This is a genomic window from Micromonospora sp. NPDC049171, from assembly GCF_040648275.1.
Taxonomy (GTDB): Bacteria; Actinomycetota; Actinomycetes; order Mycobacteriales; family Micromonosporaceae; genus Micromonospora.
In genome coordinates this window covers 19,804-35,968 of record NZ_JBEZDJ010000001.1, presented here as the reverse complement: position 1 = coordinate 35,968, position 16,165 = coordinate 19,804, and the positions used below count along the sequence as shown (strand labels likewise).

Below are 16,165 nucleotides of genomic sequence, written 5' to 3'. Positions count from 1 at the left end.
CTACTCCTGCGGGTCGGCGAGGTCGGGGAGGATGTCGCCCAGGGGACGTTCCGGATCTGCGGCGATGGACGCCAGGAGCCCCTCGAAGGCTCGGCTCCAGCGGGCGACCGCGCCGGCCGGGAAGAGGCCCGACCGGTGGTTGATCGAGATGAAGATGTTGTCGTACGCCACCGCCGCCTCGACCCGCAGCGGGTGCTCGGTCTGGGCGAGGACCTGCACCGGCGCGGCACCCAGGAGGGACATGAACTGACCCAGGTTGGTGCCGAAGCCCGGCAGGGTCTCGCTGACGAAATAGCTCTCGAAGATCGGCTGCTCGACGGGAACGCCGGTGATCTCGTACAGGGCGGCCGGCGTCACGTACTCGTGTTGGTTGAGCGTCGAGATCCGCTGGTGCAGTTCGTTGAGCCAGGCCAGCAGCGGCGTCGACCGCTCCACCCGAGCCCGCACCGGCAGCACGTTGAACAGCAGACCGACCGCCTGGTCGACGTCGACCGAGGTGGTGCTGCGGCCGGAGTAGACAGCCCCGCAGACCACGTCCGGCGACGCGCTGATCGCGCTGAGCATGAGTGTCCAGGCGCCGTGCAGCACCGTGTTGAGGCTGATCCCGGACTCGGCGGCCAGCCCGCTGAGCCGGATCGACACCTCCTGGCTGACCTGCACCGTCTCCTGCAACAGCGTCGGCACCAGCTCGGTGCTCCGCTGCGCCGGGGGCAGGGTGATGGGTGCCAGCGGGAACGCCACGTCCGCGAGTTCCCGTCGCCAGAACTCCTCGACCGACGTCGTGTCCCGCTGCGCCTGCTCGGTGCAGAAGTCGCCGTACACCCGGGACACGGGCCACGCCGCCGGCTCGCGACCCGCCAGGATCGCGCCGTACGTCTCCAGCAGGTTGACCACCATGATCTGGTAACTCCAGCCGTCCTGCCCCGGGAGGCTGAACATGTGGATGTGCTCCCAGGTGTCGTGCTCCAGGCGGAAGAGCGCCAGCCGCATCTGCGGCGGCGTCCCGTCGAACCCGCGCCGTCGCTGCGCCTCGACGTACGTCTCGATCCGCCGGTGCTGCTCGGTCTCGGAGACCCCGCGCAGGTCGAACCGCTCGATCGGCAGTCGGACGTCGCGGTGGACGACCTGGATCCAGCGGCCGGTGTCATCGCGCTCGTAGCTGGCCCGCATCGACTGGAAGCGGTCGATGGTGTGCTGCCAGGCCCGCTCCAGCGCGTCCGGGTCGAGGCCCCCGTTGGTGAACCGGAACCGCTGGTGGGTGACGTTTATCCCCAGGCCAGGGTTGCGCAGCGCGGTCTCCAGCATGCGCTGCTGGGTGCCCGTGGTCGGGAAGGCGTCCTCCGCGTCGGAGAAGTGCGCCCGGGCCCACTCCAACAGGGCCGGGTCGCGCTCGGCGACCTTCTCCGTCTGCACCGCCCCCCGGGCGCCGACGAGTTCGGCCAGCTCCGCGATGGTCGGGCTCTGGAACACGTCCTGCGGGTTCAGCGCCATGCCCCGGGCGTTGGCCCGGCTGACCATCTGGATGCCGAGCAGGGAGTCCCCGCCGAGGGCGAAGAATCCACTGTCGACGCTCACCTCCTCCAGGCCGAGCACGTCCCGCCAGATCGCCGCGAGTTGCTGCTCCACCTCGGTACGTGGGGTGACCACCTCACCGGTGGCGTGCAGCGCCCGCACCGGCATCGGCAGGGCCCGCCGATCGAGCTTGCCGTTGGCGTCGGTCGGGAACTCCGCGATGGCGACGACGGCCGAGGGCAGCATGTAGTCGGGCAGGCTGTCCCGGACGAAGCGCGGGATGTCGGTGCTCAACCACCGGCTCAACTCGAGCAGGCGGGGATTGTTGGTGTAGTGCCGCGAGGTGCGGCCGGGCAACACCGGGTCGGCCCAGTCGGCGACGTACGCCGACCCGGGCCGCCGGAACGTCACCCGGTAGCGGCCGTCGTCGGCACCACCGACCCACGCCACGTCGACAACGTAACCCAACTCATCGGCGAGCGCCCACCACGTCTCGGGCTCCACCCCGTCGGCCGGCTCGTAGCGCAGGTCGGACACCAGCCGGTCGTCGGCGGCGTCCCGGGCGGCCCTGCGGAAGCCGTTGATGCCGGCCAGCCGGGCGTTCGGGACGTCGTCCACCCGCAGCGCCTCGGGCCGGTCCTCGGTGAGCAGGCGGCGGACCTCCGCCACCGACGTCCACGGTGTACGGATCGGCTCGGCCGACGGCGTGACCGGCTCCCCGATGTGCAGGATCACGTCGTAGCGGTAACGGGTGAGCTCGTTGTGGTGCTCGCCGCGCTTGAGCATCAGCTCGACCCGTGCGATGCCGGGCACCTCCTCGCGCAACGCGGTGAAGAACTCCGGTGCCACGACGAGCTCCCGCTCGTGCTGGGTGCGCTGCTGCACCCGGCCGCGGAGTCGTCCGAGGGTCAGACCGGGCTCGGCGCGGGCCACCTCGACCTCGACGTGGAAGGCGTCCAGGGTCGGCAGGTGCCTGAGGTCACCCAGGAAGACCGCCCCACCCGGGCGAACCTGGGCCACCACCTGAGCGATCACCGCACGCAGGTAGGAGGGGTCGGGGAAGTACTGTGCCACCGAGTTGACCACGACCGCGTCGAACCGCTCGTCGGCCAGGCCGGTGAAGTCGTTGGCATCGCGTTGGAAGAGCTCGATGTCGACCCCGTCGGGCAGCCCGGGCAGCAGGTTCTCCCGGACGTAGTCGAGCACGGTGCCCGAGATGTCGGTGCCCCGGTACGCCTCGGCGTGCGGTGCGATCCGGGCCAGCAGCATGCCCGTGCCGCAGCCGACCTCCAGCACCCGGCGCGGCATCAGGGCGAGGATGCGCTCCACCGTGGAGTCCAGCCAGATCCGCATCTCCGCTTCAGGGATCGGCTCGTCGGTGTAGCTGCTGTTCCAGCCGATGATGTTGAAGTCGGTCTCGGTGACGTCGGTGTCGCGCCCGTAGCTCTGGTCGAACAGGTTCTGCCACTGCGCCACCCGGTCCTCGGCGGACGCCTCCGGGGCGGTGGCGTCCTCGGCGGGGATGACGTACGCCACGAGCTGCTTGTCCTCGGCGTCGTGCGGCAACTCCCGGGCCAGGACCACCACCTCGTCGACGGCCGGGTGCCCGGCCATCGCCGTCTCGATCTCCTCCAGCTCGATCCGCATCCCGCGCACCTTGACCTGGAAGTCCGTGCGGCCCAGGAACACCATCGTGCCGTCGGGCAGGAACCGGGCCAGGTCGCCGGTCTTGTAGAGGGTGGTGCCCAGGTCCGGGCGGAACGGGTCCGGCAGGAACCGCTGCTCGGTCAGTTCCGGGCGGCGGTAGTAGCCCCGGGCCACGCCGATGCCACCGATGTACGCCTCGCCGGGCGTACCGATCGGCACCGGGTTGAGGTGTCGGTCGAGGACGTAGGTCTGGGTGTTGGCGATCGGCGGCCCGAGCGACACCACACCCGGGTCGCGGGGGCACTCCCAGCAGGTGCTGTCCACCGAGCATTCGGTGGCGCCCCACAGGTTGTGGATGGTCGCGCCCGGCCAGCGCTCGTAGAGCGCGCGGATGGACGTCGGGGGCAGCGCCTCGCCGCTGGCCATCACCCGCACCACGGACGTACACCGCTCGATACCGGGGTGTTGCAGGAACACCCGGAGCATCGACGGCACGAAGTGCAGGGTCGTGATCCCGTGTTCCTGGATCAGGTTGCTCAGGTACTCGGGGTCCTTGTGCCCCTCGGGTCGAGCCACCACCATCCGGGCGCCGGTCAGCAGCGGCCAGAAGAACTCCCACACCGAGACGTCGAAGCTGAACGGGGTCTTCTGCAGGACCCGGTCGTCGAGGGTGAGACCGAACGCGTCCTGCATCCACAGCAGCCGGTTCACCACGCCCCGGTGCGTGATCATGGCGGCCTTCGGCTGGCCGGTCGACCCGGAGGTGTAGATCATGTAGGCCAGGTCGTCCATGCCGGCGACGTTGTCCGGACGGGTGTCCGGCTCGTCGTCGAACTCTCCCGGCCGGTCCAGCGGCAGGGTCACCGCGCCGTGCTCGGGCAGGCGCTCCACCAGCCGCTCCTGCACCAGCAGCAGGCTCGGCTCCGCGTCGGCGAGCATGAACGCCACCCGCTGCGGCGGGTACGTCGGATCGATCGGGACGTACGCGCCGCCGGCCTTGAGGATGCCCAGCAGACCGACGACCATCTCCACCGAGCGTTCGACGCAGATGCCGACGGGCTGGTCCGGCCCCACGCCCATCCGGCGCAGCCGGTGCGCCACCCGGTTCGCCCGGCGGTCCAGCTCGCGGTAGGTGACCTCCACCCCCTCGAAGGTCACCGCGACCACGTCCGGCCACCGGTCGGTGGCATCCTCGATCAGCGTGTGCAGGCAACGGGTGAGCGGGTACGGCACGTCCGTGTCGTTCCACTCCACCAGGAGCTGGTGCGCCATCGCCGGCGGCAGCACCGGCAGCTGCGAGACCCGCCGGTCGAGCGGGCCGGCGAACGCCCCGAGCAGCGTCCGGTAGACGTCGAGCAGACGCTCCACGGTGGCGTGGTCGAAGATCTCGCTGTTGTACTCCACGTCCACCAGCAGGGTCTCGGCCTGCTCGGTCACCGAGATCTCGATGTCGAACTTGCTGGTGTCGGTGTGCACCTCGGCCACGTCCACGGTCGCGGCACCGGGCCGGGAGTCGCCGCTGTAGCGCTTCATGTCGAAGACGACCTGGAACAGCGGGTTGGTCGTGGCGCCCCGGTCGGGGGCCAGCTCGGCGAGCAGCGCCTCGAACGGCAGGTCCTGCTCGTCGTAGGCCCGCTTGACCGCCTGCCCGACCCGGTCGAGCAGTTGCGCGACTGTCGGATCGTCACCCAGCGCGGTCTTGAGCACCACCGTGTTGACGAAGAAGCCGACCAGGTGTTGCACGGCGTCGTGCTGCCGGTTGGCCATCGCGGTACCGATGATCACGTCGCCGGTGCCCTGCATGTCGCCCGCGTACCGGTAGAGCGCCACCTTCAGCGCGGTCAGCAACGTGGTGAACAGCGTGACACCGTGCTCCGCGCTGAATCCGCGCAACGCCGCCGAGGTGGCGGTGTCCAGGTCGAAGCTGAGGCTGCCGCCGCTGAACTTCTGCACCGCCGGTCGGGGCCGGTCCGTCAGCAGCTCCACGCCGGTCGACCCGCCGAGCAGCTCGCGCCACTGCGCCAGCCTGGCGGCGAGCCGGTCCTCGCCGAGCCGCTGCCGCTCCCAGATCGCGTAGTCGGCGTACTGCACGGGCAGCTCCGGCAGCTCCGGGCGACGGCCCTCGACGAACGCCTCGTAGGCGACCGCCAACTCCCGGGCGAAGATGCCGCCGGACCACACGTCCACCACGATGTGGTGCACGGTGACGAGCATCCGGTGCTCGGTCGGGCCGAGGCGGTACAGGACGACCCGCAGCAGCGGCCCCTCGGCCAGGTCGAACGTCCGGCGCGACTCCACCGTGACCAACCGCTCGCACTCGGCCTCCCGCTCGCCGTCGGGCAGGTCGGCGAGGTCGACCACCGGCACCGGCACGGTGAGGTGGGGTGCGATGCGCTGCCAGGCCTGGCCGTCGCGGCTCGGGAACGTGGTCCGCAGCACCTCGTGCCGCCGGACGAGCTCGTTGACCGCGTGCTCGACGGCGTCCGGCCGCACCGGGCCGTCCAGCGCCAGCGAGAACGCGGCGTTGTACGCGTAGCTGTCCGGCACGAGCTGGTCGAGGGTCCAGAGCCGCTGCTGGGCGAAGGAGAGCGGGATCTGCTCGTCCGGGGTCGCCACCGCCCGCCGTCGGCGCGCGATGCGCAGCAGCTCGACGCCGTCGTCGTCACCGCCGTCGGACGCGGCGAGTTGCGCGAGGACGAAGTCGGCGAGCGCGGTCGGCGTCGCGTGGTCGAAGACCATGCTCACCGGCAGGGTGAGCCCGGTGGCCCGGTTGAGCCGGTTGCGGACCTCCAGGGCGGTCAGCGAGTCGAACCCGAGGTCGAGGAAGTCGGCGTCCGGTGCGATCTCCTCCGGCTGGCGGTAGCCGAGCACGCTGGCTACCACCCCGGCGACCAGGCCGCCGGCGGCCGTACGCCGGGTCTGCTCGCTTCCGGTGAGCAACAGCTCGCGGGTGTCGTCGACGGTCTCGTCCTCCGCCGGCAGACCGGCGAACGGATCCTCCCCGTCGGCGGCGACGCCCGGCGCGACGGTGTCGATCCAGAACCGCTGCCGCTGGAAGGCGTACGTGGGCAGCTCGACGGCCGTGCCGTCGCCGGCGGGCAGGACGGCGTCCCAGTCCAGCCGGACGCCCGCGACGAACGCCTCCCCCAGTGACGTCAGCAACCGGTCGCGGTCGCCCTGACCGCGCCGCAGCGTGCCGAGCGTGGCGAACGGGTCGCCGACGGCCTCCAACGTCTCCTGCACCCCGGACGCGAGCACCGGGTGCGGGCTGACCTCGATGAACGTGTCGAAGCCCTGCTGGCGCAGGGCGGTGGCGGCCGACGCGAGCTGGAGCGGGCCGCGCAGCACCCGGAACCAGTACTCGGCGTCCATCTCGGTGGTGTCCAGCCACTCGCCGGTGACCGGCGAGAAGAACGGCACCGTCGCCCGAGTGGGGCGCACCTCGGCCAGGTCGGCCAGCAGGGTGTCCCGGATGCCGTCCACGTGCGGCGAGTGCGGCGCGTACCCGGCGGCGACGCGGCGGACCCGCGGCCCGCCGGCCTCGCCCGCGGCGACCAGCTCGTCGATCGCGCCGGCGTCGCCGGAGACCAGGATGGAGGACGGCCCGTTCACGGAGGCCACCACGAGTCGCCCGGACCAGCGGTCGAGAAGCTCGGTGACGGTCTCCTCGGTGGCGGAGACCACGGCCATCCCGCCCCGGCCCTCCATCACCTGGGCGATGGCCCGGCTGCGCAGCGCCGCCACCCGGGCCGCGTCGGCGAGGCTGAGCGCGCCGGCCACGTGGGCCGCGGCGATCTCGCCCTGGCTGTGCCCCAGCACGGCGTCGGGCTCCACGCCGTAGGAGCGCCACAGGGCGGCGAGCGACACCATCACGGCGAAGAGCGCCGGCTGGACGACCGCGACGCCGTCCAGCTCCGGGGCGCCGGGCGTCGCCCGCAGCACGTCGACCACCGACCAGTCCAGGTGCTCCCGAAGGGCCGCGTCACAGGCGGCCATCTCCCGCGCGAAGACCGGCTCGGTGTCCAGCAGGTCGGTGGCCATCCGTGCCCACTGTGACCCGTGGCCGGGGAAGACCAGGACCACCCGGCGACCGGCCCGGCCGGTGCCCCGGGCCACGCCCGCCGCGTCGACCCCGCGGGCCACCGCCTGCAACCCGGCGACCAGGTCGTCCCGGTGGCGGCCGACGAGCACCGCGCGGTGTTCGAAGGGAGTGCGGGCGGCCAGCGCGCGGGCCAGGTCCGCGGGGCGTAGGTCCGGCTCCGCCTGCACGTACGCGAGCAACCGCGCGGCCTGGGCGCGCAGCGCGACGGCCGACCGGGCGGAGACCACCCACGGCATCGCCACCTCCGGGGCGGCCGGCGGCTGCTCGACGGCCGGCGGCTCGGGCGCCTCTTCGAGGATGACGTGCGCGTTGGTGCCGCTCAGCCCGAACGAGGAGACCGCCGCCCGGCGCGGGCGGTCGGTGTCCGGCCACGGCCGGGTCTTGGTCACCAGCTCGACGGCGCCCGCCGTCCAGTCGACCTGCGGACTGGGGGCGTCCAGGTGCAGGGTGCTCGGCACGGCGCCGTGGCGCAGGGCCAGCACCATCTTGATCAGACCGGCGACGCCCGCCGCGGCCTGGGCGTGCCCGATGTTGGACTTGAGCGCACCCAGCAGCAGCGGCCGGCCGAGCGGCCGGTCCGCGCCGTACGTGGCGAGCAGCGCCTGTGCCTCGATGGGGTCGCCGAGGGTCGTGCCGGTGCCATGCCCCTCCACCACGTCCACGTCGGCAGTCGTGAGGCCCGCGTTGGCCAGCGCCTGCCGGATGAGTCGCTGCTGCGACGGGCCGTTCGGGGCGGTCAGGCCGCTGCTCGCCCCGTCCTGGTTGATCGCCGACCCACGGACCACCCCCAGCACCCGGTGGCCCAGCCGCCGCGCCTCGGAGAGTCGTTCCAGCACCACCACCCCGGCGCCCTCGGCCCAGCCGACCCCGTCGGCCCCCGCCGCGTACGACTTGCAGCGACCGTCGGGTGCCAGCATCCGCTGCTGCGAGGTCTCGACGAAGACCTGCGGGGTGGCCATCACCGTCGCGCCACCGACCAGGGCCAGCGAGCACTCGCCCTGGCGCAGCGCGGTTCCCGCCGCGTGCAGCGCGACAAGCGAGGACGAGCACGCGGTGTCGACGGTCATCGCCGGGCCCTCCAGGCCCAGGGTGTACGAGATCCGGCCCGAGGCGACGCTGCCGGAGCTGGTGTTGCCCAGGTAGTCGTGGTACATCAGCCCGACGAACACGCCCGTCCGGCTGCCCGCCAGGGACTTCGGGTCGATCCCGGCGCGCTCCAGCGCCTCCCAGGAGCACTCCAGCAGCAGCCGCTGCTGCGGGTCCATGGTCAGCGCCTCGCGCGGGGAGATGCCGAAGAAGGCCGCGTCGAATTCGGCGGCGTCGTGCAGGAACCCGCCCTCGCGCACGTAGGAGCGGCGTGGCCGTCCCGGCTCCGGGTCGTAGATCGCGTCGACGTCCCATCCCCGGTCGACGGGGAACGGCCCGACCGCGTCCTCACCGTCGGTGACGAGTCGCCACAGCTCCTCGGGAGTGCTGACACCGCCGGGCAGCCGGCAGGCCATCCCCACGACGGCCAGGGGCTCACGGGCAGCGTCCGCCAGCTCCTGGGTCTGTCGGCGCAGCCGCTCGTTCTCGAGCAGAGACGCCCGCAGTGCCTCGACCAACGAATCGGAAGTGTTGCCCACTACTGGTACCCCCATGGATGTGTCGGGTGACGGCTGGCGGTCGGCTCGCTCAGAAGGTTTCGAGCTGCTCGTCCAGGAGGTCGAAGAGTTCGTCGGCCGTGGCGGACTCCACCTGCACCGCCGGCTCCTGCGGGCGGACGTCGAGCTCGCGCATCAGCTCCCGCAGGCGGGCGGTGAGCCCGGCCCGAGCCGAGTCGTCCGGTGGCTGCGCGGCGACCACGGCACGCAGGTGCTCCACGGCGGCGGTCACCGGGTCGGCCCCCGTGGCCTCGTCGCCGACGAGTTCGGTGCGGAGGAACTCCGCGAGCGCGGACGGGGTGGGGTGGTCGAAGACCAGCGTCGCGGGCAGCCGCAGCCCGGTGGCCGCGCCGAGCCGGTTGCGCAGTTCCACGGCGGTCAGCGAATCGAACCCGAGCTCCTTGAAGGGGCGATCCGCGTCGATCGACGCGCCGGCGGCGGGCGGGTGCCCGAGGACCGTGGCGACCCGGGAGCGAACCAGGTCGGTCAGCCGGACGAGTTGGTCGTCCGCCGGCAGCCCCGCCAGGTCCCGCCGCCACGTCGCGGCGTCCCCGACCGAGGCGTCCGCCGCGCCGTCCGGCCCGGACGAGGCGGCCGGTACGCGCACCAGCGAGGTCAGCACCGGCGGCAGCGGGCCGGCGCCGGCCGCCGTACGCAGCGCGGAGAGGTCCAGCCGCGCGGCGACCACGGCGGACTCGCCGGACGCCCGACCGGCGTCGAGCAGGGCCAGCGCCTCCTCCGACGGCATCGGCACGATCCCGGCCGCGGCGAGCCGGCGCAGGTCCTTCTCCGCCAGGTCGCCGGTGAGCCCACTGGTCTGGGCCCAGTGCCCCCAGGCCAACGACAGGCCGGGGAGCCCGAGGTGACGGCGGTGCTGTGCGAGGGCGTCCAGGAAGGCGTTCGCCGCGGCGTAGTTGGCCTGGCCCGCGCCACCGAGCACCCCGGCGAGGGAGGAGAAGAGGATGAACTCGTCGAGATTGTCGCCCCGGGTCAGCTCGTGCAGGTTGAGGGCACCGTCGACCTTGGGCCGCAGCACCCGGTCCAACCGGTCCGGGGTCAGCGCGTCGACCAGACCGTCGTCGACCAGGCCGGCGGTGTGCACGATGGTGGTCAGCGGGTGCTCCGCCGGGATCGCGGCCAGCAACTCGGCGACGGCGGCGCGGTCCGCCACGTCGCAGCGGGCCACCGTGACGGCCGCGCCGAGCGCGGTCAACTCCTCGACGAGCTGATCCGCCCCGGGGGTGTCGGCGCCCCGGCGTCCCACCAGGAGCAGGTGCCGGGCGCCCCGCTGGGTCACCAGGTGCCGGGCCACCGTCGCACCCACCGTGCCCAGGCCGCCGGTGACGAGGACCGTGCCGTCGGCGACCGGCCCCGGCTCGGTGCTGGGGGTGGCGGCCCGGACCAGGCGGGCGACCCGCACCGACCCGGCCCGCAACACGCACTGCGGTTCGGCACCGGCGAGCACGTCGGGCACGACCGCGCCGGAGGCCGGGGTGCCGTCGATGTCGACGAGCAGGAAGCGCCCCGGGTGCTCGGACTGCGCCGAGCGCACCAGCCCCCACACCGCCGCGCCGTCCAGTCGTGGTGTCTCGTCGCCGTCCACGGCCACCGCGCCCCGGGTGACGAGCGCCAGTCGGGTCGCCTGCAACCGGTCGTCGGCGAGCCAGGCCCGCAGCAGCGCCAGCGTGCCGTCGAGCGCCGCGCGCACCGCCTCGGCCGTCGAGGACCCCTGGTCGGCCGGTGCGACGCCGGCGACGACCACGTCCGGCGCGGGCCCGCCCGCGTCCAGAGCCGCGCTCAGCGCCGTCAGGTCGGCGTACCGTTTCGCGGTCGCGACGCCCGGGACGTCGCCGAGCAGCGCGAACTGCGGTGGCCCGGCCGCCTCCACGGTGGGCGCGACAGGCGTCCAGTCCAGGCGGAACCAGGCGTCGCGCAGGGCCCCCCGGGCCGCCCGCAGTTGTTCCAGTGTCACCGGGCGGGTGGTCAGCAGACCGACGGAGACCACCGGCGCGCCGCCGGGGTCCACCGCCGCCATGGTGACGTCGTCCGCACCCCGGTAGGCGAGCCGGACCCGCAGGGCCTCCGCGCCGCCCCGGTGGACCACCACGTCGTGCCAGGCGAACGGCAGGCTCAGCGACCCCGCGCCGGTCGCGCCGTCCGCGCGGTCGACCAGAACGGCGTGCATCGCCGCGTCGAACAGCGCCGGGTGCAGGCCGAAACCCGCGGCCGGTACGCCGTCGGGCAGCGCCACCTCGGCGAAGAGCTCCGCGCCGCGCCGCCACACCCCGCGCAGGCCCTGGAAGGCGGGGCCGTACTGGTAGCCGAGGGTCGCGAGCCGGTCGTACACCCCGGTCACGTCGACCGGGTCGGCGCCGACCGGCGGCCAGGCGCCGCGGAGGGCGGACCAGGCCGCCGGGTCCGGCTCGGGCAGGTCGGCGCGCACGATGCCACCGGCGTGTCGGACCCACGACGCGTCGGCCGCCGTGCCGGCCGGTCGGGAGTACACGGCGAACGGCCGTCGGCCCGTCTCGTCCGGGTCGCCGGCGGTCACCTGGAGAGCCAGCTCGTCCTCGTCGGGGATGACCATCGGCACCTCGATGGTCAGCTCCTCGACGCTGCCCAGGCCGGCCCGCGCCGCCACCTGGCCGGCCAGTTCCACGCAGACCGTGCCGGGCACGAGCAGGGTGCCGCCGGCGGCGTGGTCGGTGACCCAGCTCTGGTCGGCCGGGGACAGCCGACCGGTGAGCACGGCCCCGGCAGCACCGGCCAGGTCGACAGTCGCGCCCAGGAGCGGGTGGTCCACCGGCAGCAGGCCGGCGGCGCGGACGTCGCCCTTCGCGCGGGCCGGCTTGTCCAGCCAGAAGCGGCGGTGTTGGAAGGCGTACGTGGGCAGCGGCACCCGCCGGGCGCCGGTGCCGGTGAAGAGCCCCTGCCACTCGACCCGGCCGCCACGGACGTGCAGCTCGGCCAGGGAGGTCAGGAACCGCGCGGGGCCGCCGTCGTCGCGGCGCAGTGAGCCGGTCACCGTCACCTCGAAGCCCCGGTGCTCGGCCAGTTCCTCGATCCCGTGCGTCAGCACCGGGTGCGGGCTGCACTCGACGAAGGCGCGGTGTCCGTCGGTCAGCAGCGCGTCGACCGCGCCGACGAAGTCCACCCGACGACGCAGGTTGTCGAACCAGTAGTCGCCGGTCAACTCGCCGCCGTCGAGCGGGCCGGCGGTGACCGCGGAGTAGAAGGGCACCCGGGTGCCAACGGGCCGGACGTCGGCCAACACCGCCCGCAGTTCGGTCTCGACGGCGTCGACCTGGGGCGAGTGCGAGGCGTAGTCGACCGGGACCCGCTGGGCCCGGACGCCGTCGGACGCGCAGGCGTCGAGGAGCGCGGTGAGCGCCTCCGGGTCGCCGGAGACCACAGTGGAGCCTGGGCCGTTGACCGCGGCGACGAAGAGCCGCCCGTCGTCGAGGAGCCGCTCCACCTCGGCCACCGGTCGGGCGACAGACGCCATGCCACCGTGGCCGGCCAGTGTGCTGCGGATGGCGCGGCAGCGCAGGGCCACGGCGCGGGCGGCGTCCGGCAACGTCAGCGCGCCCGCCACCACGGCGGCGGCGAGCTCGCCCTGGCTGTGCCCGACCACGGCGACCGGTCGGACCCCGCGGGCCTCCCAGAGCGCGGCCAGCGAGACCATCACGGTGAACAGGCTGGTCTGGACGACCTCGACATCGTCCAGGCCCCGCGTCCCGGGGGTGGCGCCGCGCAACACGTCGGCGAGGGACCAGTCGAGGTACGGGGTAAAGGCCGCGACGCACTCCTGTGCCCGGTCGGCGAACACCGGCTCCGCGTCGATCAGCTCGCGGGCCATCCCGACCCACTGCGAGCCCTGCCCGGGAAAGACGAACACGGCGCCCGGGGCGGGAGCGCCGGTCGCCACGCCCTGGACCAGGTTCTCCGCCGGCTCGCTCGCGGCCAGCGCGGCGAGCCCGACCCGCCGGCTGTCCCGGTCGTGGCCGATGATCACCGCCCGGTGCCGCAGGGCCGCCCGGTCCGCGGCCAGCGACAGGGCGACGTCGGAGTCCGACGCCGCGGGCTCCGCGTCCAGGTGGGCGAGCAGCCGTACGGCCTGCGCCCGCAGCGCCGGCGCGGTCTTCGCCGACAGCACCCAGGGCAGGGCGGGCAACTCCCGCACCGGCTCCTCGGCGCGGGCCTCCTGGGCGACCGGGGCCTGCTCGACGATCACGTGGGCGTTGGTGCCGCTGAAGCTGAACGAGGAGATCCCGGCCCGCCGCGGCTCGCCGGTCCGGGGCCAGGGGGTGGGCTCGGTGAGCAGCCGGACCTGGCCGGCCGACCAGTCGATGTGCGGGGTGGGCTCGTCGACGTACAGGCTCGCCGGCAGCACACCGTGCCGCATGGACAGCACCATCTTGATCACGCCCGCCAGGCCGGCGGCGGCCTGGGTGTGGCCCAGGTTCGACTTGACCGAGCCGAGCAGCAGGGGGTGGCGTCCGGCGCGTCTGGTGCCGTAGGTGGCGAGCAGCGCCTGGCCCTCGATGGGGTCGCCGAGGGTGGTGCCGGTCCCGTGCGCCTCCACGGCGTCCACCTGGTCGGGGGTGAGCCCGGCGTTGGCGAGCGCCTGCCGGATCACCTGCTGCTGGGCGATGCCGTTCGGGGCGGTCAGCCCGTTGGACGCGCCGTCCTGGTTGAGCGCGGAGCCACGGATCACGGCCAGCACCTCGTGGCCGGCGCGCTGGGCGTCCGAGAGCCGTTCCAGCACGAGCATGGCGACGCCCTCGGAGAAGGAGGTGCCGTCCGCGGCGGCGGCGAAGGCCTTGCACTGCCCGTCCGGGGCGAGGCCACCCTGTCGGCTGAACTCCACGAGCAGCCTCGGTGTGGTCATCACCGCCGCCGCGCCGACCAGGGCCGTGGCACAGCCGCCCTGGCGCAGCGCGTGACAGGCGTCGTGGATCGCCACCAGCGCCGAGGAGCACGCGGTGTCGATGGTGACGGCCGGCCCGTGCAGGCCGAGCGCGTACGCGATTCGGCCGGAGGCCACCGCGCTGCTGTTGCCGTTGAGAAAGAAGCCACCGAACGCCGATGTGCCCTGCGCCGATCCGGTGAGCCAGCTGCCGTAGTCGTTGTGGATCATGCCGACGTAGACGCCGGTGGGCGTGCCGCGCAACGAGTCCGCCGGGATGCCCGCCCGTTCCAGGCTCTCCCAGGCGACCTCCAGCAGCAGGCGATGCTGCGGGTCCATCGCCAGCGCCTCGCGGGGCGAGATCTCGAACAGCTCGGCGTCGAAGTCCGCGGCGTCGTGCAGGAAACCACCGGTGCGAGGGGCGGGCGGCGCGTCGCCGTCGGTGCCGGCGTCAAACTCGGCCAGATCCCACTCCCGGTTGTCCGGCAGGCTGCCGATGCCGCTGCCGCCGCGCTCCAGCAGCCGCCACAGATCCTCAGGTGACCGAACGCCACCGGGAAAGCGGCAGGCCATGCCGACGATCGCGATCGGCTCGCCACCACTCGCGAGTCGCTGCCGGGCCTCCAGCAGCTCGGCGGTGACCCGCTTCAGGTAGCCGCGGAGCTTTTCCTCACCGCTCACCGGACATCTCCCCCCTGTCGCCGACCGTGTCGGGCGGCGTCCGGACGCGGCGGCCGGTGGATCGGACGCCAGCGGCTCGACGGTTGTCGGCCGGGACCCGCAACCACGTGTCCACCTGCGAATGATTGGTAGAGACGGCCCACCCGGTCCAGGCAGAACCGGCGGCAGATCACGGGCCGGGGATCGAACCGCGCCCATGGCCGGCGGTCACGGCCCGGTCGGGATGACTGGTCAGAGCCGGTACCCGCCGCCGTCGGCGCCCCCCGGCACGTCGCCCGTGGTGCCGATGGGAGGAGCCAAGTCCACCTGATCGGCCGCTTACGCAAGTCGCCGTCGGTTCTGCCTGGACCCGGCGTCCACGCCTCGTCGATTATTCGGACGCTAGGCGGTAACTCGGCACCGCCCGTCCGAGCCCGCTTCCCGCCCCCGTCAGGCCCGTGTCCGCGGCAGGACGGGACGAGCCGAAAACGGAGGTCGACAGTGGTCTTCAATCCCACCCGTGGTGAGCTGCCCGTGCGCTTCGGGCAGAGCGTGCCGGCGGTCCCGCCGATCGGGCCCTCGACGGTCGACGCGAACGTCTACCGCGACCCACAACGGTACGAGCTGGAACGGACACGCGTCCTCAACCGGAGCTGGCAGCTCATCTGCCGTTCGGAACAGATCCCCAACCCCGGTGACCACCACGTCTGGGAGGGGCACGGTGAGAGCATCGTCATCACCCGCCGACCGGACGGCGGCCTGGCCGGCTTCCACAACGTCTGCCAGCACCGGGGCGCGCGCATCGTCGCGGAGAGCGGCACCGGTGCCCGCCGCTTCACCTGCCGCTGGCACCGGTGGGCGTACGACATCGAGGGCAAGGTGACGGGCGTCCCCGACCGGCACGACTTCGACCAGGAGGTGCTCGCCGGCCTCTGCTCCCCCGCTCTGGACCTGGACGAGTGGGGTGGCTGGGTGTGGGCGGTGCTGGCCGGGCCGGGCGTGGCCGGGCCACTGCTCGACTGGATCGGGCCGGAGATCTCCGCCGACCTCGGCGCCTACCGCATGCAGGACATGAAGCTGGTCGAGAAGCTGGAGTGGGAGGTGAACGTCAACTGGAAGGTGTGCATCGACGCCTTCAGCGAGTATTACCACGCCCAGGCGCTGCACAACGTCCCGCCGAAGGAGTCCCGGGACGCCCGCCACTCCACGATGGACGTGTTCGGGCGCAACGGGATGATGGTGGTGCCGTTCATGGGGGTGCTGGAGGAGTTGCAGAGCACCCTCGACCACATCAACCTGGCGATCTGCAACTACCAGCTCTTCCCCACCGTGGTGGTCAACGCCAACCGCCTGCACACCCAGATCTTCCGCGCGGTCCCGCTCGACGTCGGCCGGACCCGGTTCGAGGCCTGGGAGCTCCAGTACGACTCCGACGACGCGGAGTACCAGGAGAGCGTGTCGTTGTTCTGGACCATCTTCAAGGGCGTCATCCAGGAGGATGTCGACGAGTGGGCCGACGTCACGGCCACGCGGCAGTCGTCCGCGTACCGGCGCAACGTGCTCAACGAGCGGGAGTGCCTGATCACCCACTTCCACCGGGTCTGCGACGACATGCTCGCCGGAGGCGACGGGCTCGGTCTCGAACCGGGGCGCGGCGAGGACACGCCGGCGACGGTCGCCGGGACCTGAGCA

Annotated in this window: 3 protein-coding genes; 1 reads left to right on the top strand and 2 read right to left on the bottom strand. The window is 73.2% G+C overall.

Annotated features, from left to right (window positions below):
• Both AB0B14_RS00065 and AB0B14_RS00060 read right to left on the bottom strand, forming a co-directional pair.
• Entirely contained in the window at nucleotides 1-8,886 is an 8,886-nt protein-coding gene (locus AB0B14_RS00065; RefSeq protein ID WP_357520223.1) for an amino acid adenylation domain-containing protein, read from the bottom strand.
• A gap of 49 nt (nucleotides 8,887-8,935) precedes the next feature.
• The gene (locus AB0B14_RS00060; RefSeq protein WP_357520222.1) at nucleotides 8,936-14,494 is read right to left on the bottom strand and encodes a type I polyketide synthase; all 5,559 of its coding nucleotides are present in this window, start codon (nucleotides 14,492-14,494) and stop codon (nucleotides 8,936-8,938) included.
• 480 nt (nucleotides 14,495-14,974) lie between these two features.
• On the opposite strand from AB0B14_RS00060, the gene AB0B14_RS00055 reads away from it, so the two are divergent.
• Entirely contained in the window at nucleotides 14,975-16,162 is a 1,188-nt protein-coding gene (locus AB0B14_RS00055) for an SRPBCC family protein (RefSeq protein ID WP_357075209.1), read from the top strand.
• Nucleotides 16,163-16,165: the final 3 nt, after the last annotated feature.